Here is a 21,345-nt window from a genome sequence, read left to right as displayed (position 1 = left end):
TGTTGTAAAGCCGCTGCGAATTGCTGTTCTGCCGTGGTGTGCGATGAGTTGTTCCCCAAGGAAAATCTGTAGGCGGTGTTCATACCCAGTCATCGCTCTCGCCCTCCGCCCACGTTTCCACGGTTAGCGTGATGCCTAGCCCGTTTAACACTTGCAGTAATGTGCCGAGTTGTGCGCCGTGGTGTCCGCGTTCCAGCTTGCTTAGGGTGTCTTTGGCAACGCCGAGTAAGGCGGCGGCATCGTCAATGCGTAAGCCTGATTGGGTGCGTTTGGCGCGGATGAATTGCCCTAGCAGTTCGGGGGTGAGTGCGCCGGATTGCTGGGGCGTGGGAAGTGGTGTGAGCGGTCTTGCCATTGTGCGTTACCATTGTTCCTGCTATCCAAGGAATAATAGCGTATGGCGGGCAATATGCAAGGTTGTTCCTGCTAACGCAGGAATAAATAGAAAGATAGGTGTTTTATCTTTTTAGATAGTAAGTTGAGTTTGGTTGTTTGGATAGCAAGACTAGATAAAGCATTTTAGTGATTTATTTTCAATAACTTGATTGATTTTTCTTTTGACTGGCACACCCATTGCAATACTTCTGGCGTAACCAACGACAAGCAAGGAAAACATCATGAGCACTCCCGCCACTCCCTACGAAGTCCTCCACGAAGCCGGTCACGCGCCGGTTAAGGCATGGACAAAAGGCGTGCCCTTCGACGACAACTCCAAGAAGCAATTGCTGAACATTGCTCAGATGCCGTTTATTCACCAATGGGTTGCGGCAATGCCGGATGTGCATTTGGGCAAAGGCGCAACCATTGGCAGCGTGATTCCGACCGTGGGGGCGATTATTCCGGCGGCGGTGGGCGTGGATTTGGGTTGCGGGATGATGGCGGCAAAAACCACCTTGACCGCAGCCGATTTGCCTGATTCATTGGAGGCGATGCGTAGCAAGATTGAGAAAGTTGTTCCACACGGGCGCGTGGCGACTCGCGGTAAACGCGATACCGGCAGTTGGGGTGATCCGCCGGACGATGTGCTGGATAAATGGCTGGCGTTGAGCGCGGGTTTTCAGCGTTTGTGCGAGAAGCATCCATTCCTGAAAAACACCAATAACTTGAAGCATTTGGGGACGCTGGGTACGGGCAACCATTTCATTGAGGTGTGTCTGGATGAAACCCAAACCGTGTGGGTGATGTTACACAGCGGTTCACGCGGGGTAGGCAATGCCATCGGTACGCACTTTATCGAGCAGGCGAAAAAGGATATGGAACGCTATTTCATTAACCTGAGTTCGGGATAAGGTAAGGCGCAGCCTTTCATGGGAGAATGTGAGTAACCACACACAACATTGACCCCACCAAAGGCTGCTACTGAGATGCTAACACGGTTATTCTGTGCCATTGACGATTTTTGTCAGGACTTTCATCCCGAATGGAACAAAACGTTATTGACCCCGAAAGGCGGGCATCGTCGTCGCCACAGTGGTCTTGGCGATAGTGAAATCATGACGATTTTGGTGCATTACCACCAAGTGGGGTATCGTACTTTCAAGTGGTATTATGAGCGTCATGTCAAAGTATTTCTTAAGGGTCATTTCCCGCAACTCCCTAGTTATCAACGTTTTATTGAGTTAATGCCGCGTGTTCTTTTGCCACTAACCCTGTTTATGCAGCAACGCTGTGAAACGGGGCGAGGTATTGCCTTCATAGACTCTACCCCTTGAAAGTCTGTGAAAATTTGCGTATTCCACGTCATCACACCTTTCGCAAAGACGCAGGCGGGGTAAATCGTCAACAGGCTGGTTTTATGGGTTCAAACTTCATTTGGTCGTGGATGACTGCGGCAATATTTTATCGTTTGCCATTACTTCGGGTAATACCGATGACCGTAAGCCCGTTCCCACGTTGCTGAAAAAAGTGGTCGGCAAAGTCTTTGGTGATCGTGGCTACATTTCCAAGGCATTGACAGAATCGTTGGCAGAGCAAGGGGTTGAATGGATTACCTCGCTGAAGAAAAACATGAAACCCGTGGCGCGTGACACGTTCGATACACTGATGTTGCGTAAACGGAGCATCATCGAAACCATCAATGATCAGTTGAAAAATATTTCACAAATTGAGCATTCACGCCACCGTTCACTCACTAACTATATGATTAACATCATTGCTGGCTTGGTGTCATATGCCTATCAAGATAAAAAACCAGCACTGGATTTAAAAACATCAGCATTGGTTGTGATCTAAATTGAGGGATGGCTTATCCCGAACTCAGGTTTCATTAACCTGCCGGATAAGGATTTGGCGTACATCCCCGAAGGTAGCCCGCATTTCCGCGACTACGTGGAGGCGGTGGCGTGGGCGCAGGATTTCGCGCAAGCCAACCGCGAAGTGATGATGGCGCGTACTTTGCGAGCGATCCGCGAGGTGTTGCCGATCCCGTTCACGGCGGACGTGGAGGCGGTGAATTGCCACCACAACTACATCAGCCGCGAACACCATTACGGCAAGGATGTGTGGGTGACGCGCAAAGGCGCGGTGAGTGCGCAAAAAGGTCAGCTTGGGATTATTCCGGGCAGCATGGGGGCGAAATCGTTCATCGTGCGCGGGCTGGGTAATGAGGAAAGTTTTTGCAGTTGCAGCCACGGCGCGGGGCGCGTGATGTCGCGTACTGAGGCGAAACGCCGCGTGTCGCTGGATGAGCATAAACGCGCTGTCGCGGGGGTGGAATGCCGTGTGGATGAGGCGGTGATTGATGAAACCCCGTCGGCTTATAAGCCGATTGACAAGGTGATGGCGGCGCAGAGCGATTTGGTGGAAGTGCTGCATACGTTGAAGCAGGTGGTGTGTGTGAAGGGTTAAGATTATGTTCACCCCATGTTAACATTAGAGGGAAATTGAAAAATCAACTCATATCATCTAACTTTTTAATTTTTAGGAAAATTATGCGCTGTCCAACCTGTAAGAAAGAGTTCCATTCACAACCAGACCACATTCATACTTATTGTTTAGATGAATATTATGACCCTAGTATAGATTCTATGTGTACAGATGCTCTGATTTGTGATCCTACAGATTATCAGTTTTATGATTCTGATCAATTTGGTCGGGGTTGCGAATTTTTGACACAAAAATGTCCTTCTTGTACAGAAGTCATGGTTATTCGCAAGACAGGACGTGGTGCATATCCGCGCACTACGCCCACTCAGTTTGTCCTAATAGAAGTAGACTTCATTGAAATAATTTATCCTAAAAATGAACATTTTTCAGTGGCATCAGAAGTTCCTGATGAGTATCGGAATGACTTTCTTGAGGCCAGTGGCATATTAGTATATAGCCCAAAAGCAAGCGCAGCTTTGTCTCGACGACTTCTTCAAAAGGTGCTTCGAGAAGCACTAGGAATAAAAAAACGTGATCTATCACAGGAAATAGATGAGTTTATATCCAACGCACACGCACCAAGTTACCTGAATGATGCGGTTGACGCTATTCGTCAAATTGGTAATTTTGCAGCGCATCCGATTAAGTATACGAATAGTGGTGAAATTGTGGAGGTTGAAGCTGGCGAAGCTGAGTGGTTGTTAGAAGTCATGGAATCATTATTCGACTTCGCATTTATTCAGCCAATAAAGCTCGAAAAACGTAGGCAAATATTGAATAAAAAATTGGAAAGTCTTGGTAAGCCGAAGCTCAAGGGAAGTTAGCAGTTGCGTTATTCCCCCGCCAACCGCAAAGCCTCATTCACAACCACGTCGCTGAGGTACAGATTTGCCTGCTGGATAATCGTCGCATAGGGCTTGATTGCCGGAATCAGCCCTTTTTCCTTGGCACGCAACAACAACCCCAAGCTACCAATAGCTTTAATGGCATTAAGTGACGCTACTTTTTTTGCGCGTTGATCATCAATCAACAAGTGTTGAGCGTTCAAGTGCTTGTACAAAGCCATTGCCTGTAATTCACCCGCTCCAAGTCCGTTAGCGGTGATGACTAAAGCAGACAAATCAACATCCACCGTTTTGTCACTCAGGTAGGCTCGCAGTTTTTCAGCGGCTGGCTTGCCTGCAATAACACATTCCTCAAACACCGCTCGCGGCACACGGACTTGTTGATAAAGCGCGTCCAACAAGTGCAATCCATTGCATACTGCCAATGCAACCAAGGCAGAACTATCCGCAACAATAATCATAAATCGCGCAATGCCTCCAACTCTGCTTCGAGTTCGCCGGGTTCGTAATGGATGACGGGGATTTTGTGTTTAGCGCATTCTTCGTAAAAGCGGTAGCGGTCTACGCCTGCAAACTCACAGGCAAATCCAGCGGATATTTTCCCCACTTGAAACATGGCGAGAGCGGCATACAGCTTGATTTGTTTCGCGAGTTCGGGAAGCGTGTAGTCCAACCCGAATTGTTCAGGGACATCGAGTGTAACTTGCATTTCTAACACCTCTGTTAGCGTTTTTCATGGTTCTATGATAACGACTAGGTAGGAAGTTCTCCAGCGATCAGGGGCGGGGATGTTATAATCCAATATAAGTTCACGACAATAGCACGTAGTTATGGCAGATATTCCAGCAACCAGCGAACCCCGCATGATCAGGAAGGTGGTGCGTGTCACCACCAACCAAAATCAACCATCCGACTATCAGTATTGGATCACCCGCCCCATTGCGGAAAGTCGGGATGCTGTTGAAATGCTTCGTCAATCCTACTTGAGTTTCCGTGCCGATATTCCAACGCGACTGGAAAGAGTTTATCGAGTTACACAATTACAAGCCACGCACGCTTACAAACCGTTCAAGGCGGAAACCTTCAGCTTGGGCGGCGATGTGATACCTGAGCGGGATGAGCTGTATGCAGAACGCGGCTTGTAAACGGCTTGAACAACATGACCTACCAAGAATTCTACACCCACATCGACTGCCGTTTCCCCTATCACGACACCGCCGCATGGCAGCAACTCATTGCGCAATCCTTAGAAATCGGTGGCGATGTGCCGTTTCTGGTGCTGCATGAAATTTGCCGATTGCCTACATCCGTCACCCTGAATATTGAACAGCACTTGGCGATGTATGCTTACTGGAAAACGGTGTTTTCTCACTGCGTGCAAGACATCGTTGAACCCGCGAGTTTGGCATTGATTCAACGACAGCTTTTGAGCGATGCGGACGTTATTTACATCATGGAGCAATTGCGAGCTTACTCCCAGCAATATTCTGCGCTGCAAGTGGCACTGTTTGCGTGTGTTGATGAGCAGGGTGTGGTCGATGCGAAATACGAGGAAATTGCCAGTGAGTGGCAGCGGTAGACATTCACTGAATCGCGAGCGAGTGAGGTTAGTTGCCAATCGGGCAAATTCTTAACATTACAAATGGATAGGTAAACAATGGACATAAAAGAACAATCTTGTGACACCACAGCGAGCGATTCCAGCGTACAAACGGATAAAGCGCGAGCTGCGTTTTATGCCAGCCTTGGTGAGGTATGCCCTTTTGTTCTGACGACACTTAATCACCCCTGTTTTCTGGGGGATGGTCAAGTATGGCCAGGTAAAAAGCCCGCTTGGACTATTATTAACCGCCCTGATTCCGTCATCATTGCCAGTGACGGCATGAGCGACACCTACTGGGATGGTGGCACTCCTCTTGGTTTTGGCGTGGAAATTTGCGCGGAAATGCCCGGAAATCTAGACATCGAAGCGGCAATGTCATCCTGTTTATTCAAATTGGTTAGAGCAGTGTGTGATGATATTGCTTATGAGCCTGCCAACCTGAATCTGTTTCAACATTATTCCTGTATTTCTCTCGAATCTTCTGCCCCGTGTATGCCTGAGGTTTTTCATACAACAGATGAAGGGCATGTTGGTGTTATTTTAGGTTATTCATCACCGCGTATTCCCTCTTCCTTTTCAACGCCCTATGGCGAGGTGCGTATGTTGCCAATAGCGACGCTTTATGCAAAGGAAACCTTGGCACTACGAGAAGCAGACCAAGATGTTGGCGCATTGAGAGATCAATTTGTTGCGACATTAAAAAAGCATGAGCATGATGGGTTGTGCTTTATTGATAGACCAGTAATGATTCCTGATGTTAGCTAACGCAGCCCGTCGCCTCGCCATAGGCAAGCCATTCAGCATCAGGTAAAGTCCCACCCAAACCCCAATCAATAACAATAACGGACACACCATGACAACCGCAGCCCCGCAATTGATTCAGGCTACGCTTGCGCAATTGAACAAGGTCATTCACGGCAAACCGCAGCAGATACAACTCGCGCTCACCTGTTTGTTGGCAAACGGTCATTTGCTGTTGGAAGACTTGCCCGGTATGGGTAAAACCACGCTCGCGCACGCACTGGCGCAGGTGTGCGGTTTGGAATACAAGCGTGTGCAATTCACCAGTGATTTGCTACCTGCCGATTTGATTGGAGCGGCAATTTTCGAGACGCAAGCGGGTAAATTCCGCTTTCACCCAGGACCTGTCTTCAGCCAAGTCTTCCTTGCGGATGAGTTGAACCGTGCCACCCCCAAAGCCCAAAGCGCTTTGCTGGAAGCGATGGAAGAACGCCAAGTGAGTGTCGATGGCACGACGCATATTTTGCCCGCCCCGTTTTTCGTGATCGCCACCCAAAACCCGCAAAGCCAGTCGGGAACCTTTCCGCTGCCCGAATCGCAACTGGACCGTTTCCTGATGCGTCTGTCATTGGGCTACCCCGAAGCAGCGGCGGAACGTGAATTGCTGAAAGGGCGTAATGGGCGCGTCTTGCTCGCGAGTATGCAGCAAGTGTTGAATGAATCCCGCCTCAAAGCGCTGCAAACGCTCGTGCCACAGGTGAAAATGACCGATACCCTGCTGGATTATGTGCAACGCTTAATCGCCTGCACCCGCCAGCCGGACATCTGCCAGTTAGGGCTATCCCCGCGTGGCGCATTGGCACTGGTGAAAAGTGCGCAAGCGTGGGCATTGCTGCAAGCACGCGGGCATGTATTGCCAGAAGATGTGCAAGCGGTATTCGTGGCAGTCGCAGGGCATCGCCTCGTCGGGCGGCAAGAAGCGCAAGGCGAACAACTAGCCCGCCAAATTCTCAGCAAGGTCGATGTGGTCGGCGGCAAACATGGTTGAGGCACTGCGCGGACACTGGGAAAGCTGGGTCCAGCAACGTTTGCCCGCATCCCGTGTCACCACACTGACTCAGCGCAAGATTTTTATTGTACCCAGCAAAACTGCCGTGGGGCTATTGGTGCTGATCGCGCTGCTGTTTTTGTTGGGGATTAATTTCCAGAATTCGCTGGTGTACATTATTTGTTTCTGGTTGCTGTCATTGCTGCTACTCACCATTTTTTACACATGGCGCAATCTCGCAGGGCTAACGATCACTGCGCTCGGCGTGGAACCGTGTTTTGCGGGCGAAAAAGTGGTATTGGAAATGGAGCTGACACGCCCCGCCCATCAGCCCAAATACGCACTGGAATTGGCGTGGGAAGGCGAAGATCAGGTGCAAGTGGATTTGGTGACGGCACAAACTTTGCGAGTAAAACTGTCACACAGCACCACAGGGCGTGGCTATTTCAAACCACCTCGGCTGCGGGTTGCGACCCATTTTCCCACCGGATTAGCGGTGGCGTGGTCGTATGTGACTGTTGATGTGCGCGGTGTGGTCTACCCCGCGCCGATTGAAAAAGCCTTTCAGCCCAGTGGCAATGCCCAGCGTGAAAATGTTGAAGATGGGCGTGAAATTGCCGGTGGCAGCAATGATTTCGGCGGTATTCGCGATTACCAGCAGGGTGATGGCTCGAAACGCATTCATTGGGCTAAATATGCGCAAACTGGCAAGCTCTATACCAAAACTTTCGTCGATTACGCCAGTCATGCGCTGTGGTTGGAATGGGATGAACTGCCGATGCCCGGTATCGAGGTGCGGTTATCGCATTTGTGCCGTAAGGTACTGGAATTTCATCAGGAACAGCGCGAATACGGCTTGCGGATTCCCGGCACGCTGATTGAACCGGGCAAAGGCGAGGCGCACAAAGCCCGCTGCTTGCAGGCGTTGGCGCTGTTTGGGGTGCAGGATGCATAAGCAGATTACCTACACCGGCATGATTTGGTTGCTGGCGGCGCAATTGGTGGTGATGTTGCCGTTTGTGTTTGATTTGCCATTGTGGTTGATTCCGGTGTTGTTGTTTGCGGCAGGTTGGCGTTTGCGGGTGTTATCGGGCGCAGCGTTGCAACCGGGAAATGTGACCAAAGCATTGCTGATCGGGTTGGGCATTGGCGGTTTGGTATTAAGCGGTTTGAAATTTCCGTCATTGGATGCGATGGCGACCTTGTTGCTGCTGGGGTTTGCGTTCAAATCGTTAGAAGTGGCGCAGCGGCGTGATGCGATTGTGGTGATTTTCATCGGGTATTTTTTGGTGGCGCTGCATTTCCTGTATGCGCAATCCATCACGGCGGCGCTGTATGGCATGGTGTCGATGATCGTGCTGACGGGGGCGCTGGTTGGGGTGCAACAGTCGGTGGCTGAGTTTTCGGCGGCGCAACAGGTGCGCTTCAATTTGCGTTTGTCAGTGTTTATGTTGCTGCAATGTTTGCCGTTGATGGTTGTTATTTTTGTATTTGCCCCGCGTTTAGCACCATTGTGGTCGTTGCCCATGACCACCCAACAGGTGAAAACGGGCGTGGCGGATCGGATGGCTCCCGGCGATATTGAGAAGCTTAGCCAGTCGGATGCGCTGGCGTTTCGGGTAACGTTTAAGGGCAGAAAACCGGCTCAGCATGAATTGTATTGGCGTGGCTTGGTGTTCAACCATTTTGACGGGCGCGAATGGCGGCAGTTTGAACAGGATATTGATTCCCAGCAAGTGCAAAGTGCGTTGCTGACGAACTACCGTTGGCAAGCGGATGCGATAAAGGTGCAGGGCGAACCGATTGCTTATGAGGTTGTGTATGAAAAAACCGGGCAGCCTTGGTTATTTACCCTGACCCCAGCAATGGAAGTCGACGGTGAGGTATTACGCGGTGCCGATTATCGGGTGATGGCGCGGCAAGCGTTGCAAGCGCCGTTTTTATTGAAGGCGGTGAGTTACCCCGATTCGCAGCGTGATCTTGAGCTTGCCCCGGAATTGCGGCAGTTGGCGTTGGAGTTGCCGGAAACGGGCGATGCGCGGACTCGTGCCTTAGCACAACAGTTATGGCGCGAAACCGGCACGGAACAGGCGTATTTGGATAGGGTGTTGGCGCGGTTTCGGGATCAGCGCTTTGAATACACCCTGAAACCGCCAACCTTAGGCGCAAGCGATACGATTGATGCGTTTTTGTTTGAGTCGCAGCGCGGTTTTTGTTCGCATTACGCGGGCAGCTTCGTGTTTCTGATGCGGGCGGCAGGCATTCCGGCACGGGTCGTGGTGGGCTATCAGGGCGGCGAATGGAATGCGGCGGGTGAGTATCTGGCGATTCACCAATACGACGCTCATGCGTGGGCGGAAGTGTGGTTGACGGGGCAAGGCTGGGTGCGGGTTGACCCGACCACGGTGGTTGCACCGAGCCGTACCGAGCAAGGCTTGGAAGCCGCAATGCAAGCAGAAGGCAGTTTTCTGGCAGATTCGATGTTTTCGGTGCGTAAGATTGCCTGGTTGAACGGCATCCGGCAGCAACTTGATACCGTGCAATACGGCTGGCGGCGTTGGGTGTTGGGGTATGACGGGGCGGAACAGGCAGCGCTGTTAAAGTCGTTGCTGGGAACGTTTTCGGTGCAAGGGGTGGCGTTGCTGATGGGCGGTTTACTGGCGGCAATTGGTTTGCTGTGGCTGGTGCTGTTGGGGATGACGCCACGGCGGGAGCGTGAGGCGTTGGAACACCAATTGTACCGGCGTTTCTGTGCGGCATTGGCAAAACGTGGGGTGTTGCGTGAACCGGGGGATGCACCGGGAGTGTTTGCGGCACAAGCGGCTGAAGCTTTGCCTGCGGTGGCAGGGGTAATCCGCGAGTTTACGCAGGTGTATGAAGGGATTTGTTATGCGCCGTCAGCCGACGGGCAACAGGCGACCCGGCGGCTGAAAGCATTGCTGGGGCAGCTTAAGTAGCCTTGGCGGGTTTAAACTTGCTGATCAAGGCAGTCGTGGGCGCAACCACTGCCAGCACTACCGCACCCGCCAATACGCCAAATACCCCGCTTAGCAATGTGGGCGCAATGGCTTTGAGTGCGCTGCCTATACCGCCGACTTGTTGCACAAACAGTTCTGCGCCGTGCAGGAAATCGTGCGAATGCGGGATGCCATGCAGCAAAATACTGCCACCGACAAGGAACATCGCGGCAGTGCCCACCACCGATAAGGTTTTCATCAGCCAAGGCGCGAACCACAAAATGCCATTCCCCAATGCGCGGCGGAAACCGGTGGCGTTGTCTTTGATGAGGTGAAAACCGAGGTCGTCGAGTTTGACGATACCTGCGACCAAGCCGTATACGCCGATGGTCATAATAATCGCGATGCCAGACACCACCGCCGCTTGCATGGCAAACGACGCGCCTTGTGCCGTGCCGAGCGCAATCACAATGATTTCAGCGGAGAGGATAAAGTCGGTGCGGATTGCGCCTTTGATTTTGTCTTTTTCAAACGCCACCATGTCGACAGCGGGGTTACGCACGACTTCGAGCAGTTCGGCTTGATCTTTCTCGTGGTGGTGCGACAGTTTGTGGGCAATTTTTTCAAAGCCTTCGTAGCACAAGAATGCGCCACCGATCATCAGCAAGGGGGTAATCAGCCAAGGCGCAACCGCACTGATTAGCAGTGCCGCAGGCACGAGGATCAGTTTGTTGAGGAATGAGCCTTTGGCAACCGCCCACACCACGGGTAATTCGCGCTCAGCTTGGACACCGGCTACTTGTTGCGCATTTAATGCGAGGTCGTCGCCCAATACGCCAGCGGTTTTTTTCGCAGCGACTTTGGTCATGAGGGAAACATCATCTAAAACGGTGGTGATGTCATCGAGTAAGGCTAAAAGGCTTCCACCTGCCATGCAAAACTCCTGATTAGTATTGATTTATGTATGGCGGCGTATGCTACACCGGCAAACAATAATTGTATTTAGTGTTTATTAATCAATAGCTTACCAACTATTAGTAAGCTATTTGTAGCTACCTTGTTACGTCAAACTTCCAAGATAAGCCAATCATCACCCCGCACATCGTCATATCTCTCAGTCGAACGGGAGTCCTTGTGACCTAGCAGCGTCTTAACGTCAACACCCTGCTTTCTATACAGCCGTTGGGATAATGACCGCACTTCGTAAAGTGTCGCCGGTTGCTTGCCTTCTTCCCAGACAATACCCGAACGTCTCACAATCTCAGTGAATGCGCGTGTGACACGGTAATGTAGCATCTTATCCCCGTTGCCGATATGCAGCAGATACAGCGATTCAATGCCGCTGGTGAAGCACTTGCCAATAGTGTCTTCCAATGTCCAGCCTAGAGCGTCTAATTTCAGCGTCACGGGGATTTTGATACGAACATCGGTCTTGGTGCGCTGAACCTGCAAATATCCATCTACAGGCTTTTGCATGGCGGTTAATTCCGTTGCACCTGCATGACTTGTCAGAATCGCCAGTTCTAGCGCCCGCTGCATCCAGTCATCAGCGAGTGAATAAATCACATTGAACTGTTCCAGCGATAACCTAGAGCGTTTTGCGGTAGCAGTCGGGTTACGGGTCAAGCTTGCCGGATTATGGTTAGCCTTCAGCCACCCCGTAGAAACGGCTTCCATGAAAAAATCAACCAGCACTGAGCGTACAGCTTGCGCCATGCGGTTCTTGCCCTGATTTTTGAATTCATCGAGCAAGTTGCTAACCGCCTCAGTATCCACGTCTTTCAATTGCCAGCTACCAAAGCGCGGCATTAGCACCTTGTCGAGAATGTGATAGCGCATTTTTAGCGTGTTAGGCTTTAGATTTCGCTCCTGTAGCGCTTCTTTGAACTTTTCCGTGAAAGCACCAAAGGTCTTGCCTCTGCCCTCTATGCGCTCAAATAGCGCGGTCTCACGGTCTTTCGGGTGTGCAGCTTGCAGACGGTGCAACACCTTGCAAGCGGTTACAAAGTCGCTCCCTAAGCCATGACGCTTCCCAGTGATCGGATGGATGCACGAATAGTAAATTTTACCATTCGCGCCTTTTGCATGGTGTAATCCCGCTGGTTTCCGCTTCATGCACTCTCACCTGTGAACGGGCAATAGTATTTTGCATTTTCGAGAACACGATACGTCCGACCATGCTTTACAGGTTGCGGCTGAATGCGTCCTTCCCTTGCCCACAGACGCAAGGTGTTAATGCTTGGCACTTGTTCTGAGTAGCGCAATGCTGCCCATGCTTCCAAGGTCAATAATTTTTTCATTGTGCAGCACTCCATGCATTGCAATTGCGTGGTTGTGGTGAGTTGTGCCGACCATAGGTCAGAGGATACGGGCAACCTGTTTGCCTGCATGTGGTGCAGGTGACGCGGGTATCAGGCTCTTGGGGTAGAGCGACCTTGTTCCGCGCAAACCACTCGCAAGCCTTGCGGATACCAGCAGGCGAAACACCGCCGCCCCCAAAGTCCAGCAAATCGCCATCAAAGAATGCTAATAGTTCGGCAAAGTCTAGGGGCAAGCCTTGCGCCGCCATTGATAGCGGTTCAACGCCGTTTAGCCTGATTGCGGCTATTTGTGCTTCAAGCTCTTGCCTTATCGGCTCTTTTTGTTGCCGTGCAATCTCTAGCAAATCGTCCGGTATGGGACGATCAAGCCACACATCGCCAGCATCCACCACGAAACGCGCACCAGTAGCGGTGATGTCATTGATAAAACGCTGCACCGGATTACTCATAAATTCACCGCCTTTTTATGCCCGAATACTGTAGACGTTTTAAGTTCATCACAGTCATCACATCCATCACTACTGCGGGGTGTAGTCATCACATAGTCATCACAAACTACCTCTAAGTCATCACAGCTACTTAAAATTAATGGTGGTTTGTTAATGTCAAATTCTGGGAGACGTAAGCGCAAATTCTTGAAGATCGCGCCTTGTGCCTGAATGTGAGCTTTTGTTTTCAGCCGTGCGCCGCTTTTGTGGGCGGCATCAATACCGTATGTTTTGCAGTTGTCGATAACCAAACCGCCGAATCTGGTAGTAGATAGCGGCTCTCTGCCTTGCCGTTCGCACCAGTCAACATAATTCGGATAAAGGCATTCCGTTGGGCGTGCTTTTTTGTCGCCGATGTAATCTTCCTCCTGCCCTGCTGTGCATTTCACGACGTTCTGATTCAGCCACGCGAGCAAGGGATTAACTTTCAGTTCCGCCTCGATCTTCTGGCGCATCATTTCACCGTCTGGATTGTTAATAAGCTCTACCACTTCGGATTCATCCAGCGAGAGAAGCCAATTCACCAGCCCTGACATTTGCCCTTGCATCACCTTGATAATTCCGCCTTGCTTGCGGTAACGACGCTTTTGCTTTTCAGTTGCGCGGTGTTCAAACTGGACAGGGACTTTTCTACGTGCGATTCCGCTTGTGTAGTCGCTAGACTGGATTGATTCATTAGAGGCAATCATGACAAGACCGCTAAATACGAATGGTTCAGCCGCTTGAATGCCCTTTTTTTCATATCGCAAAGGGTCGCCGCCTGTAATGGCTTTTAGTACAGCAACTTCGCCGCCGTGCCTGCCTGAATCTGTGATCTGTGCAAGACGCTTGCCTTTCAGGTTCGCGGTTTCAAACTGGCTTTTTTCCAGTTGCTTCAAGTCGGTAATCACGCGGTTTTCATCGCCCACAAGCATAGAGCAAAGGTCTAAGAAGGTGCTTTTACCCGTACCGCCTGAACCAGTGAGTTCAAGGTATTTTTGCAGGTCACTTCTGCCAGTGAGAACGGCATACATCCACGCCAGCAAAAAGCGAATAACCGACCTATCGCCGCCTGTTGCGGTCACAAGGTAGCGTTTGACTGTTGGGCAAGTTGCCAGCGGGTCAAAACTATATGGTAGCTGCCAATCAAAAAGCCGTTCACCATATTGCTCTAGCGCCTTGGTGCGTAGATTCAGCACACCGTTAGCCATTGGCAACAGATGACGGCTTGTTTCCCATTGCTCAACCTGCAAATCAATGCGCATAAACTTTTCAATGCTTGATACCAGATTAAAGGCATATCCAGTTTCAGATTTTGCTTTATCCAATTCGCGTTTAATAAGTTTCTGTGTGGCAATTTCGCGGGATGGTTTCCAGATATTGCCTGATTTGCTGAACCATTGCTGTGTGCTGTCATCCCAACGGATACGTTTAAGCAGCTTTTCAGCAATAGCACTGGCAAGTTTATTTTGTGGAAGTTCGCCGTCAATATCGGTGTTCGGGATTGTTTCGGCTTCGTGGTCTGCGAATGACTTAAACATAATCCACCCCGCTTTTATGTGCGTAGGCTTCGAGTATTGCCGCGTTAAGCTCTTGCGCCGTGTTTACTTCGTCAATGGTAGGCTCTGCAATATAACCGCCGTTAAAGCGCACCGCTTGGCGCTGTAGGTATTGACGATGGCGGATTTCATCAATCAGATTTTCGAGCATGGTTAATACATTGCTGTCACGTCTTGCCTGTTCGTCTTTTTTGGCAATAGCGGCTAGCAAGTTTTTTGCCTGCTTTTCGGCAATCGCCCTGATTTTATCGCGCTCTTTGTTGTCCAGCGTGGACAAACCGAGATAATCAGCAACGGCTTTTAGTTGCTCTTGTGGAGTCCAGCCGAAAACATGCCCTAATAGGCTGAATCCATCGCCCGACTGTTGGTCGCCACCGCCGCCGCAGAACCACTTGCCAGTATTGCCATAATCAGCCATTACCCGAAAACGGTCTTTTCCGCCGCAACCTTGGCAGGCTGTATGCTTTGCGTGAGACGTGGTTTTAAGCTGGATACCTAATGCGCGGTGAATGCTCTCCCATTTGCCGTGAGCGGCTTGACGGCAAATAGAGAAGCTAAGGTACTGATTATCTGCATCAGGTTTGCTATAATTCGCCGTGTAATGTTTTTGACTTTCCGCCCTGCCAGTTTGCCAGCTGGTGGGGTTTATTCGTTTTGGGGGCGTTAAATGTTGAGCGGTCATCATTTTGAGCCTCCGTCATTCAGCCATTCCAGAAAATCGGATTCCAGCCAGCCCACAAGCCAGCTTCCCAGCTTGCGACGTTTTGGGAATTTGCCAACTTTCTCCCAGCGGTCGAGTGTTAGGCGCGATACGCCGCTACGCTTAACCATTTCCGGTACGCGGATAATTCGATTATTTTGGTTTTGGTCGGTCATAATGGTGTACTCCATTAAGCCGCGCATCCTGATATTTGGGTAATTGAGCGCGGCAAAAAACAAAAAAAGAGCCTGTAGCTGGTACAGAGTTATCCTTGTTTTGCATCTACCGCCTACTAATCTGGTCAGGTTGATTGCTTGCGCCATTAGCGCAAAATACAGAGGGTTTTTATCGACTGGTATCCAATCTATTGGAAGCCTTGCTCGACTATGATTTAAGTCGTCCCGCCGATAAGGTTTAATCATTGTAACAGGTATGTTCATGCTAATTCATCAGGGAATTAATGAGGTTTTTTTAAGTGGGCAGAACAAGGCGGTTAAGCCCTGCCCTGCCGATTTCATTAAGCCTTACGCCTCCTAGACTTCGCTTTTAATGCCTCCAATCGCGTCGGGTCTTTCGTATTGTGCCAATCATCCTTACAAGTGGATTTGCAGAACGTGTGCCATTTGTTCGCCTTGCGGAAGTTTGCGCCGCATTGTGGGCAGTCAACATAAGTCCCTGCTTTCGCCTCAGCAGCTTGCGTGTACGCCGCTTCGTTGATGCGTGTATCTACACGTTCGTGTAAGGGCTTAGAATCGCCTACACGTTCGTGTAAGGGCTTCTCTGTTGATGCGTGTACGCTCTCCTTACGCGGTACTGCACCATAGTCGCTTGGGGTAGGGCGGTCGGTCATTGGCATAACGATTTCTTGCGGGTACTTGCGCCGGTTCTCTGCATCCAAGCGCTCAGGTGAGCGGGTAGGGATGAATCCGAATCCTTGCTTTTCCGGTTTGGCGGGTAGGCTGGGTTCGTCCTGCCATTTGAACAGTTTCGCCGTTTGGGGGACAAAGCCGAATCCGGTTTTGTTGTCAGAGTAGGGGACACCCTTAGTTCTGATTTCAAAAGATTCATCTTTAAAAGCCGGTTCAGGTGCTTGTTGCTTTAATTCATCCTTCGATAAATCAATAACACGGTCATCTGTAAAATCATCTGGTGAAAATGTTTTGCCCGTCATTTTGAAATATGAACCGTTCAAATCCTTCAGTATATCGGTGTAATGGCGAATGTTTTTCAATGTTCTGGATTCATTGAAAATTGTCGTGACGTGTATCAATTCCAGTAGCAATGCCGCTATTAGGGTAATAATCATCACGCCACCATCAATAGACGTATTGAAAATCTGACTAGCGAATTTAGCAGGAGGGATAGCTTGTTCTGTACGTTCAGCTTTCATCAATTCATGGTTAACCGCTTGCGCCTTAGAGGTTGCTTCAGCATTGCTTGCACGTTCAGCATTAGCCTGCTCCTTTAAAGAATCAACCATGCCTTTATCGCCATTGCAATGAAACCTTGTTTCAGGATTGGTCTTTTTAGCTTGTTCGAGTTTAACCAAACAAGCGTTATAAGACTTTTGAGCCTTAGCAATAGATTCAGCCATTCCAGACGCGCCACTATTAACAATGGTTGCATTGGTGAGTGATTTACCCATTGCGCTATTATCCGCTGCATGAAAACTCTTTACCTGCAAATTGGTACTTGCAGAAATGCTTTCGTAGTAAATGCCGCTAATAATCGCTAGTGCAATAATGAAATAGATAATGGTTTGAATCTTCCGGCGGTCATTAAAGCCATCTTTCGCTATCGCCTTGTAATTTTCAATCACAAGGTTTAAACCACCGGCTTTAGCCGGTCAGCTTTAGCTGCGATAATGCGCTGTATGAACGAAGCGAGGTGCAGCATGGATTACCGCTATGGCAGTCACACGGTCTATCAGATTGAGTATCACTTTGTTTGGGTGACGAAATACCGTTACAAGGTGTTGACGGGAGAAGTAGCGCAGCGTGTGCGTGAGCTTGTTCGGCAGACTTGCGAGGCATTTGAGATCAGGATAGTCAAAGGCGTGGTGAGCAAAGACCATGTGCATATCTTGGTGAGTTGCCCGCCGGAACTAGCACCGAGTGAAATCATGCGTCGGATCAAGGGAAGGACATCCAGTCGGCTGTTTGAGGAGTTCCCCCATGTGAAGAAACGTTACTGGGGAAGGCATTTTTGGGCACGCGGGTATTTCTGCGCCACCGTGGGTCAAATGACGGAAGAGATGATCAAACAGTATTTGGAGCATCACTTTGAGCCAAATCCAAACGACCATTTCAAGATGGAACCGGAGTAAGCGTACCGACACGTCGTTTAGCCGACGTGTATCCGGGACTTTCAGTCCGTAGCAAAAAAACCCACCAGCTTTAGCTGGTGGTTGTTTAGTGAAGTGCTTCGCCAGACTTAACGCCGCTGGTACGCTTAGAGTGACGATAATCACCCATAGCATCCCCACAACATTGGTCTTATTAGCAAATAGGTAATCTTGCAGGGCGAATACCGACACGCCAGCAAATAATACGCTGGTAAACGATAGGTATATGAAAAACGTCGCAATACTCCATATTGACTGAGAAGTTTTAATGCCGTGCAAATCAGCTTTGTGCTGTTCCAATTGCGCGGTTGAACTGGTGATCTCTTGGAAAAGAGGGTAAGCGTTATTCAGATTCATGATTAAACCCCCATCCATGAAATTGTGTAAAGACCGACGATGTATAAAACACGTAGCAGGCTATTTGCCGGTGTTGTCCATAACGTTGTCACAATTGCCAGTGCTGCGAATACTGGGAACAGTTGATAAACCGCGTAAATGTAGTTATCGCCTGCCACCACGTCTGAGAAGTTCACGGCATAGAAAAGAACCGCCAGTGAGCCGATTCCATTGGTAACGTGCTTAAACAGTTCCGCACGTGCCGCAAAATCAGCGACGTGACGGAATAGATTGCCAGCCGTGCCTACATGCCCGTGGGTTTTTTCGATCTTGGAAGGGGATACGGTTAGGTGGTTGGGTTGGTTCATAATGAAGCCCTCCGATAACCACGTTTCAACATATCCGCCTCAATAGCAGCAAACGCCGCTTCACGGTTGCGCTTGTGTTGATCGTGCTGATAGCAGTCGATTACCCACGGCATACGCCCGCGACCTGACCACACCACGCCCTGATATTCGTATCGTGCGGGTAGAGCTTGCCCGTGTGAATGCTGCGCATGGTTAGCGGTGAACCGTCGGGTTTGTACCAGTGCAAACCGCTGATGGTTGGCTCTGGCGTTACTGGTGCGACTGTTGACAGTGCAAACAGGTCTAGTTGATTGAGTGGCTTAGCCATGATTCACCCCCGCTGCATCAGTCAAGCCAGCACGGATACTTTCCGCTTTGACTTCATGCGCGTTGTCAGCGTAGACCGCGCTGTATGCGCCTAATCCCCAATGAGTAGCGGCATATTCGCGGTCTGTGGTGCATCCTGTGATTAGACGCAAGCCGTTGATAAGCTCAACTTTGATATAGAATTTCATGGTTGCACCTCCATTGCCTGCTTCAGGTTGGCATGGAGTTGTTCCAGTTCGCGCAACATCATCAGCACGTCATCAAGGCGACGTTGGGTGTAGGCGGTAGCGTTCTCAGTGCCATACGCGCCCAAAAGCGTGCCGTTCATTGCCGAAAGGGCAGAATATGAGTAAATCTCTAGGCTGTTTGCTGCGCGGTTGATGTCTTGCAGGGTTTGCTTCAGGTCGCTCATGATTGCGCCCCCTCAATACCTGCCAAAACGCCACGAAACACCGCTACAGCGCGTTTTCTTTCGTTTTTGGGTAAATTGCTCACAAGCTCAAACGCTGCCAGACTTTCACGGCAATAATTCGGGAAATGGTCGGGGTCTGTTTGGGTTTCAACGTCGTACAGCGGTTCGAGGTCGCGGCTCAACATGCTAAGCAACTTCATAGCACCATGCAGTGCTTCGGTTTCCGGTTGCTCATTCAGGGATAGGAATTGGTCGATGATGCACTTGATTGCTGCAATGTCGGCTTGTGCAGCGCTGGAAATTGCGCGAACGTCGATAGCCTTTGCAGGCGTGATTTTGGTATTCTTTAACATGCTGTTAATCTCTTCAAGGTTCAGTAACTTGGCTGTCTGAGAGGTCGTAGTCTCATTCAGCCCTTGAGCGCCTTATCCTTTATCGGGTAGGGCGTTTTCGTTTATGCAGCATTACGCCGCGCTTCTATCCAGTCGTTCACCTCCGATTCTTTCCAGCGGCTTGCACTGCCGAACTTGTAGGGAGCGGGGAAACCGCTTGTTTTAATCCACTCATAAATGGATGTTTTCGATACGCTCAGCTTTGCAATTAGCTGGTGCATGGTCATCATGGGTTTGTTACCTCCGTTTGTTTCTGTTCGGCTTCTCTTGCCTGTTTAATCAATCTATTAAGTTCCGCGTTCATTGACCTGTCGCCAGCTTTCGCCCGTGCTTTCACCCACTGTGATAGTTCGGGTTCAAGGCGTACAGGGAATGGGTTGATTTGTTGCTTCTCGCTCATAAGTAATCCTGTGAATCATATTGATTCTAAGAATCATAGTTGACGTGAATCACTAGAGTCTAATTGATTCATTGAATCGAAATGATTCTTTTAAGAGAATGAGTGCATGAGCAAGCAAAACCCGCCTTTCCCTTTGCGCATCGAGGCAGAAACACGCGCAAAACTTGAAGCCATAGCCAAGGCTAACGGTAGGTCGCTGAATGCCCAGATAGCCTTGATTCTTGATAATTTCTTGCAGCTAAACCCTGAAGCAATACCGGTGAGCGAGGAATACATGACGGTTCAGGATGCAAGGGCATTCATGGAAGAGGAGTTCAGAAAGATGTATGAAAATTTGCTCAAAGCAGGGCTTAAGCCGGTCAAAGACATAACGCCGGATGAAGCATTGAGCGTTGCAAGGGATTCAATGCAGCAAGTAGTAGATAAGCGCAAATAGTCGCCCCATTTTATCCGGTTTCCCATACAGCCACGTACAGCCGCAACCAATGGCGTACAGCAATCATTATTATCCACCATTAGTAGATTAATCTCTGCAAAGCACTGGTTTTAAAGCTGTTTTTCGTAATTACCGGATAACGTTGTACGGTTTGTTATCCGGTTTGGTGGAAAAAAGCCGAACGTAGGCGATTCTTTGAGAGTTTCGCGGGCAATCACCCCGAAGATTCGCCCACGATTCCCCCAGTGGTGGAAACGTCTTTGCAATCAAGACCATCCAAAAATGGATTTGTTGGTGGTGGCGTTTTCGGAAACGATACCCGCCCATCATTGGTGGTTTGAAGTACCCCACTGGGGAACTTGTTCACGATGCCCGAAAATGACACCGTAGACATTGGGTGTCCGAAAAATGCAGCCAATCCGACAAGTACGATGAATTCGTAGTGGTGTACTTGTTCACCCTCAGATTGAGGATGGAAACGTTGAAGCTCTCAGTTTGAGTGGATGCAAAAAAGCCACCTCACTGGGCGGCTCGTTCATCAATCAATCCCCATTGGGGGTTGGGATTAATCCCGCACTTTCAAAACCGCTTGGTTTAGCTGCTCAAGTCTTTCCAGCAGGCTTTCAAATTCGTCAAGCTGATTACGCGCCTCTGCCAGCATGGTTTTTGTTAGGTCGGTATCGGTGCGGTTGAACTTGGTAGAGTACGGGAATACCCATTCGTGGCAAACGCTGCCTACCTTGCGCAGGTTGCGCTGCATCCGTAGCTCACACACCACCACAAGTTCTTCGATTGTCGGGTTTAAGTCGGTCATTTCGTATCGTTCCTTGGTATTAATAGTTTCAGTTCAACACGCACCAGCAGCGCGGCTAACTCTCTGGTGTTGGCAGTTTCCAGCCATTCGAGAATTGTTTTCAGGTCGTTCATATCAAATCCTCATACGCGGGGCAATGGTCGGCAATCCGCTTTTTGTTGCGCTCCACCAATTCCGCCACGGTTGGAACTGCCAGACGCTTGCCGCCGTGCTGGGTGAGTAGGTGCTGAATCGCATCATTAGCCGCGCTCTGCCCGTGGGTTGCGTGTAAATGCCAGTACAGCGAGTGCAGGAAACCACGGGATTGAACCGCCTCAGAGATTGCCACGGTCAAAAGCACCGGATTCACTTGCCACCGTCCAGCAATCGCCCGATGTAATGCTGGATTACCAACAGCAGCACATCGGCTTGTGATGCCGCCACGATTAACG

At 50.0% G+C, this 21,345-nt stretch carries 32 protein-coding genes and 1 pseudogene; 12 read left to right on the top strand and 21 right to left on the bottom strand.

The features are described 5' to 3' along the window. Positions 1-79: 79 nt before the first annotated feature. Positions 80-355, bottom strand: a complete 276-nt coding sequence (locus L2Y54_RS01935) for a helix-turn-helix domain-containing protein (protein WP_236499525.1) — start codon at positions 353-355, stop codon at positions 80-82. 262 nt (positions 356-617) lie between these two features. Between L2Y54_RS01935 and L2Y54_RS01930 the strand changes: the two genes are divergently transcribed. From L2Y54_RS01930 to L2Y54_RS01910, 4 genes and pseudogenes are all read left to right on the top strand, one after another. Then, positions 618-1,289, top strand: a complete 672-nt coding sequence (locus tag L2Y54_RS01930) for an RtcB family protein (protein WP_311196218.1) — start codon at positions 618-620, stop codon at positions 1,287-1,289. A gap of 75 nt (positions 1,290-1,364) precedes the next feature. Next, positions 1,365-2,232, top strand: a pseudogene (locus L2Y54_RS21955) (IS982 family transposase). 54 nt (positions 2,233-2,286) lie between these two features. Beyond that, positions 2,287-2,847 carry an RtcB family protein gene (locus L2Y54_RS01915; RefSeq protein ID WP_311196217.1) on the top strand — a complete coding sequence of 187 codons (561 nt, stop codon included), beginning with the start codon at positions 2,287-2,289 and terminating at the stop codon, positions 2,845-2,847. 83 nt (positions 2,848-2,930) lie between these two features. Beyond that, entirely contained in the window at positions 2,931-3,689 is a 759-nt protein-coding gene (locus L2Y54_RS01910) for a DUF4145 domain-containing protein (protein WP_236499524.1), read from the top strand. 8 nt (positions 3,690-3,697) lie between these two features. Here L2Y54_RS01910 and L2Y54_RS01905 read toward each other — a convergent pair whose 3' ends face one another. Next, entirely contained in the window at positions 3,698-4,171 is a 474-nt protein-coding gene (locus tag L2Y54_RS01905; protein WP_236499523.1) for a PIN domain-containing protein, read from the bottom strand. Further along, positions 4,168-4,419 (bottom strand): UPF0175 family protein, encoded by a 252-nt coding sequence (locus tag L2Y54_RS01900; RefSeq protein ID WP_236499522.1) that lies wholly within the window; start codon positions 4,417-4,419, stop codon positions 4,168-4,170. The genes L2Y54_RS01905 and L2Y54_RS01900 overlap by 4 nt, the downstream gene beginning before the upstream one ends. A gap of 121 nt (positions 4,420-4,540) precedes the next feature. Between L2Y54_RS01900 and L2Y54_RS01895 the strand changes: the two genes are divergently transcribed. The 6 genes from L2Y54_RS01895 (at position 4,541) to L2Y54_RS01870 (ending at position 10,059) form a co-directional block, all read left to right on the top strand. Continuing rightward, on the top strand, positions 4,541-4,855 hold the full coding sequence (locus L2Y54_RS01895; RefSeq protein WP_236499521.1) for a hypothetical protein: 315 nt from the start codon (positions 4,541-4,543) through the stop codon (positions 4,853-4,855). A 14-nt stretch (positions 4,856-4,869) separates the two neighbouring features. Beyond that, positions 4,870-5,289: a hypothetical protein gene (locus L2Y54_RS01890; protein ID WP_236499520.1), complete on the top strand. Its 420-nt coding sequence runs from the start codon at positions 4,870-4,872 to the stop codon at positions 5,287-5,289. Positions 5,290-5,367: 78 nt separating this feature from the next. After that, entirely contained in the window at positions 5,368-6,078 is a 711-nt protein-coding gene (locus L2Y54_RS01885) for a hypothetical protein (protein ID WP_236499519.1), read from the top strand. Positions 6,079-6,166: 88 nt separating this feature from the next. Further along, positions 6,167-7,102, top strand: a complete 936-nt coding sequence (locus L2Y54_RS01880; protein WP_236499518.1) for an AAA family ATPase — start codon at positions 6,167-6,169, stop codon at positions 7,100-7,102. Then, a complete protein-coding gene (locus L2Y54_RS01875) occupies positions 7,095-8,057 on the top strand; it encodes a DUF58 domain-containing protein (protein ID WP_236499517.1) in 963 nt (320 codons plus the stop codon). The genes L2Y54_RS01880 and L2Y54_RS01875 overlap by 8 nt, the downstream gene beginning before the upstream one ends. Continuing rightward, a complete protein-coding gene (locus L2Y54_RS01870; protein ID WP_236499516.1) occupies positions 8,050-10,059 on the top strand; it encodes a transglutaminase TgpA family protein in 2,010 nt (669 codons plus the stop codon). Before L2Y54_RS01875 ends, L2Y54_RS01870 begins: the two co-directional genes overlap by 8 nt. Here the strand turns inward: L2Y54_RS01870 and L2Y54_RS01865 are convergent. The 8 genes from L2Y54_RS01865 to L2Y54_RS01830 all read right to left on the bottom strand — a co-directional run bounded on the left by L2Y54_RS01865 (position 10,052) and on the right by L2Y54_RS01830 (position 16,925). Further along, positions 10,052-10,993 (bottom strand): DUF808 domain-containing protein, encoded by a 942-nt coding sequence (locus tag L2Y54_RS01865; protein ID WP_236499515.1) that lies wholly within the window; start codon positions 10,991-10,993, stop codon positions 10,052-10,054. The two genes, L2Y54_RS01870 and L2Y54_RS01865, sit on opposite strands and share 8 nt — an antisense overlap. Before the next feature lie 131 nt (positions 10,994-11,124). Continuing rightward, positions 11,125-12,174 carry a tyrosine-type recombinase/integrase gene (locus L2Y54_RS01860; RefSeq protein ID WP_236499514.1) on the bottom strand — a complete coding sequence of 350 codons (1,050 nt, stop codon included), beginning with the start codon at positions 12,172-12,174 and terminating at the stop codon, positions 11,125-11,127. After that, a complete protein-coding gene (locus L2Y54_RS01855) occupies positions 12,171-12,359 on the bottom strand; it encodes an excisionase (protein ID WP_236499512.1) in 189 nt (62 codons plus the stop codon). Before L2Y54_RS01855 ends, L2Y54_RS01860 begins: the two co-directional genes overlap by 4 nt. Further along, positions 12,356-12,829, bottom strand: coding sequence for a hypothetical protein (locus L2Y54_RS01850; RefSeq protein ID WP_236499510.1), 474 nt, complete (start codon positions 12,827-12,829; stop codon positions 12,356-12,358). Before L2Y54_RS01850 ends, L2Y54_RS01855 begins: the two co-directional genes overlap by 4 nt. Continuing rightward, a complete protein-coding gene (locus L2Y54_RS01845) occupies positions 12,826-14,388 on the bottom strand; it encodes a DNA primase family protein (protein ID WP_236499508.1) in 1,563 nt (520 codons plus the stop codon). Before L2Y54_RS01845 ends, L2Y54_RS01850 begins: the two co-directional genes overlap by 4 nt. Further along, positions 14,381-15,091: a primase-helicase zinc-binding domain-containing protein gene (locus tag L2Y54_RS01840; RefSeq protein WP_236499506.1), complete on the bottom strand. Its 711-nt coding sequence runs from the start codon at positions 15,089-15,091 to the stop codon at positions 14,381-14,383. Before L2Y54_RS01840 ends, L2Y54_RS01845 begins: the two co-directional genes overlap by 8 nt. After that, complete coding sequence (locus tag L2Y54_RS01835; RefSeq protein WP_236499504.1) at positions 15,088-15,297, bottom strand: helix-turn-helix transcriptional regulator; 210 nt, start codon at positions 15,295-15,297, stop codon at positions 15,088-15,090. The genes L2Y54_RS01840 and L2Y54_RS01835 overlap by 4 nt, the downstream gene beginning before the upstream one ends. 326 nt (positions 15,298-15,623) lie before the next feature. Next, positions 15,624-16,925 carry a hypothetical protein gene (locus L2Y54_RS01830; RefSeq protein WP_236499503.1) on the bottom strand — a complete coding sequence of 434 codons (1,302 nt, stop codon included), beginning with the start codon at positions 16,923-16,925 and terminating at the stop codon, positions 15,624-15,626. A gap of 75 nt (positions 16,926-17,000) precedes the next feature. Here L2Y54_RS01830 and tnpA point away from each other — a divergent pair, with 75 nt between their 5' ends. Further along, the gene (gene tnpA / locus L2Y54_RS01825) at positions 17,001-17,432 is read left to right on the top strand and encodes an IS200/IS605 family transposase (RefSeq protein ID WP_236501979.1); all 432 of its coding nucleotides are present in this window, start codon (positions 17,001-17,003) and stop codon (positions 17,430-17,432) included. Between the two features lie 377 nt (positions 17,433-17,809). Here the strand turns inward: tnpA and L2Y54_RS01820 are convergent, their stop codons facing one another. From L2Y54_RS01820 to L2Y54_RS01790, 7 genes are all read right to left on the bottom strand, one after another. Next, a complete protein-coding gene (locus L2Y54_RS01820; protein ID WP_236498114.1) occupies positions 17,810-18,154 on the bottom strand; it encodes a hypothetical protein in 345 nt (114 codons plus the stop codon). A gap of 100 nt (positions 18,155-18,254) precedes the next feature. Further along, a complete protein-coding gene (locus L2Y54_RS01815; protein ID WP_236499501.1) occupies positions 18,255-18,461 on the bottom strand; it encodes a hypothetical protein in 207 nt (68 codons plus the stop codon). Beyond that, positions 18,454-18,648, bottom strand: coding sequence for a hypothetical protein (locus L2Y54_RS01810; RefSeq protein WP_236498116.1), 195 nt, complete (start codon positions 18,646-18,648; stop codon positions 18,454-18,456). The genes L2Y54_RS01815 and L2Y54_RS01810 overlap by 8 nt, the downstream gene beginning before the upstream one ends. Then, the gene (locus L2Y54_RS01805; protein ID WP_236499499.1) at positions 18,645-18,872 is read right to left on the bottom strand and encodes a hypothetical protein; all 228 of its coding nucleotides are present in this window, start codon (positions 18,870-18,872) and stop codon (positions 18,645-18,647) included. The genes L2Y54_RS01810 and L2Y54_RS01805 overlap by 4 nt, the downstream gene beginning before the upstream one ends. Continuing rightward, positions 18,869-19,225, bottom strand: coding sequence for a hypothetical protein (locus L2Y54_RS01800; RefSeq protein ID WP_236499497.1), 357 nt, complete (start codon positions 19,223-19,225; stop codon positions 18,869-18,871). Before L2Y54_RS01800 ends, L2Y54_RS01805 begins: the two co-directional genes overlap by 4 nt. A gap of 101 nt (positions 19,226-19,326) precedes the next feature. Then, on the bottom strand, positions 19,327-19,494 hold the full coding sequence (locus L2Y54_RS01795) for a helix-turn-helix transcriptional regulator (protein ID WP_236499495.1): 168 nt from the start codon (positions 19,492-19,494) through the stop codon (positions 19,327-19,329). Continuing rightward, complete coding sequence (locus L2Y54_RS01790; protein ID WP_236499493.1) at positions 19,491-19,664, bottom strand: Arc family DNA-binding protein; 174 nt, start codon at positions 19,662-19,664, stop codon at positions 19,491-19,493. Before L2Y54_RS01790 ends, L2Y54_RS01795 begins: the two co-directional genes overlap by 4 nt. Positions 19,665-19,770: 106 nt before the next feature. On the opposite strand from L2Y54_RS01790, the gene L2Y54_RS01785 reads away from it, so the two are divergent. Continuing rightward, entirely contained in the window at positions 19,771-20,100 is a 330-nt protein-coding gene (locus L2Y54_RS01785) for an Arc family DNA-binding protein (RefSeq protein ID WP_236499492.1), read from the top strand. 214 nt (positions 20,101-20,314) lie between these two features. On the opposite strand, the gene L2Y54_RS01780 is transcribed toward L2Y54_RS01785, so the two are convergent. The 3 genes from L2Y54_RS01780 to L2Y54_RS01770 all read right to left on the bottom strand — a co-directional run bounded on the left by L2Y54_RS01780 (position 20,315) and on the right by L2Y54_RS01770 (position 21,242). Then, entirely contained in the window at positions 20,315-20,494 is a 180-nt protein-coding gene (locus tag L2Y54_RS01780; protein ID WP_236499490.1) for a hypothetical protein, read from the bottom strand. Between the two features lie 171 nt (positions 20,495-20,665). Further along, the gene (locus tag L2Y54_RS01775; RefSeq protein ID WP_236499488.1) at positions 20,666-20,914 is read right to left on the bottom strand and encodes a hypothetical protein; all 249 of its coding nucleotides are present in this window, start codon (positions 20,912-20,914) and stop codon (positions 20,666-20,668) included. A gap of 109 nt (positions 20,915-21,023) precedes the next feature. Further along, on the bottom strand, positions 21,024-21,242 hold the full coding sequence (locus L2Y54_RS01770) for a hypothetical protein (RefSeq protein WP_236499486.1): 219 nt from the start codon (positions 21,240-21,242) through the stop codon (positions 21,024-21,026). Between the last annotated feature and the right edge of the window lie 103 nt (positions 21,243-21,345).

Source organism: Thiothrix winogradskyi (assembly GCF_021650935.1).
Classification (GTDB): domain Bacteria; phylum Pseudomonadota; class Gammaproteobacteria; order Thiotrichales; family Thiotrichaceae; genus Thiothrix; species Thiothrix winogradskyi.
The sequence above is the reverse complement of the archived record's forward strand: the minus strand, read 5'-3'. Positions and strand labels throughout refer to the sequence as shown.

Coding starts and splice junctions, on each gene's coding strand:
- L2Y54_RS01885 (WP_236499519.1), top strand. CDS start 5,368: ATGGACATAAAAGAACAATCTTGTGACACCACAGCGAGCGATTCCAGC.
- L2Y54_RS01895 (WP_236499521.1), top strand. CDS start 4,541: ATGGCAGATATTCCAGCAACCAGCGAACCCCGCATGATCAGGAAGGTG.
- L2Y54_RS01835 (WP_236499504.1), bottom strand. CDS start 15,297: ATGGAGTACACCATTATGACCGACCAAAACCAAAATAATCGAATTATC.
- L2Y54_RS01890 (WP_236499520.1), top strand. CDS start 4,870: ATGACCTACCAAGAATTCTACACCCACATCGACTGCCGTTTCCCCTAT.
- L2Y54_RS01855 (WP_236499512.1), bottom strand. CDS start 12,359: ATGAAAAAATTATTGACCTTGGAAGCATGGGCAGCATTGCGCTACTCA.
- L2Y54_RS01875 (WP_236499517.1), top strand. CDS start 7,095: ATGGTTGAGGCACTGCGCGGACACTGGGAAAGCTGGGTCCAGCAACGT.
- L2Y54_RS01845 (WP_236499508.1), bottom strand. CDS start 14,388: ATGTTTAAGTCATTCGCAGACCACGAAGCCGAAACAATCCCGAACACC.
- L2Y54_RS01810 (WP_236498116.1), bottom strand. CDS start 18,648: ATGAAATTCTATATCAAAGTTGAGCTTATCAACGGCTTGCGTCTAATC.
- L2Y54_RS01860 (WP_236499514.1), bottom strand. CDS start 12,174: ATGAAGCGGAAACCAGCGGGATTACACCATGCAAAAGGCGCGAATGGT.
- L2Y54_RS01800 (WP_236499497.1), bottom strand. CDS start 19,225: ATGTTAAAGAATACCAAAATCACGCCTGCAAAGGCTATCGACGTTCGC.
- L2Y54_RS01935 (WP_236499525.1), bottom strand. CDS start 355: ATGGCAAGACCGCTCACACCACTTCCCACGCCCCAGCAATCCGGCGCA.
- L2Y54_RS01820 (WP_236498114.1), bottom strand. CDS start 18,154: ATGAACCAACCCAACCACCTAACCGTATCCCCTTCCAAGATCGAAAAA.
- L2Y54_RS01795 (WP_236499495.1), bottom strand. CDS start 19,494: ATGATGACCATGCACCAGCTAATTGCAAAGCTGAGCGTATCGAAAACA.
- L2Y54_RS01775 (WP_236499488.1), bottom strand. CDS start 20,914: ATGACCGACTTAAACCCGACAATCGAAGAACTTGTGGTGGTGTGTGAG.
- L2Y54_RS01930 (WP_311196218.1), top strand. CDS start 618: ATGAGCACTCCCGCCACTCCCTACGAAGTCCTCCACGAAGCCGGTCAC.
- L2Y54_RS01780 (WP_236499490.1), bottom strand. CDS start 20,494: ATGTCTACGGTGTCATTTTCGGGCATCGTGAACAAGTTCCCCAGTGGG.
- L2Y54_RS01905 (WP_236499523.1), bottom strand. CDS start 4,171: ATGATTATTGTTGCGGATAGTTCTGCCTTGGTTGCATTGGCAGTATGC.
- L2Y54_RS01900 (WP_236499522.1), bottom strand. CDS start 4,419: ATGCAAGTTACACTCGATGTCCCTGAACAATTCGGGTTGGACTACACG.
- L2Y54_RS01850 (WP_236499510.1), bottom strand. CDS start 12,829: ATGAGTAATCCGGTGCAGCGTTTTATCAATGACATCACCGCTACTGGT.
- L2Y54_RS01880 (WP_236499518.1), top strand. CDS start 6,167: ATGACAACCGCAGCCCCGCAATTGATTCAGGCTACGCTTGCGCAATTG.
- L2Y54_RS01870 (WP_236499516.1), top strand. CDS start 8,050: ATGCATAAGCAGATTACCTACACCGGCATGATTTGGTTGCTGGCGGCG.
- L2Y54_RS01805 (WP_236499499.1), bottom strand. CDS start 18,872: ATGAGCGACCTGAAGCAAACCCTGCAAGACATCAACCGCGCAGCAAAC.
- L2Y54_RS01910 (WP_236499524.1), top strand. CDS start 2,931: ATGCGCTGTCCAACCTGTAAGAAAGAGTTCCATTCACAACCAGACCAC.
- L2Y54_RS01790 (WP_236499493.1), bottom strand. CDS start 19,664: ATGAGCGAGAAGCAACAAATCAACCCATTCCCTGTACGCCTTGAACCC.
- L2Y54_RS01815 (WP_236499501.1), bottom strand. CDS start 18,461: ATGGCTAAGCCACTCAATCAACTAGACCTGTTTGCACTGTCAACAGTC.
- tnpA (WP_236501979.1), top strand. CDS start 17,001: ATGGATTACCGCTATGGCAGTCACACGGTCTATCAGATTGAGTATCAC.
- L2Y54_RS01840 (WP_236499506.1), bottom strand. CDS start 15,091: ATGATGACCGCTCAACATTTAACGCCCCCAAAACGAATAAACCCCACC.
- L2Y54_RS01865 (WP_236499515.1), bottom strand. CDS start 10,993: ATGGCAGGTGGAAGCCTTTTAGCCTTACTCGATGACATCACCACCGTT.
- L2Y54_RS01785 (WP_236499492.1), top strand. CDS start 19,771: ATGAGCAAGCAAAACCCGCCTTTCCCTTTGCGCATCGAGGCAGAAACA.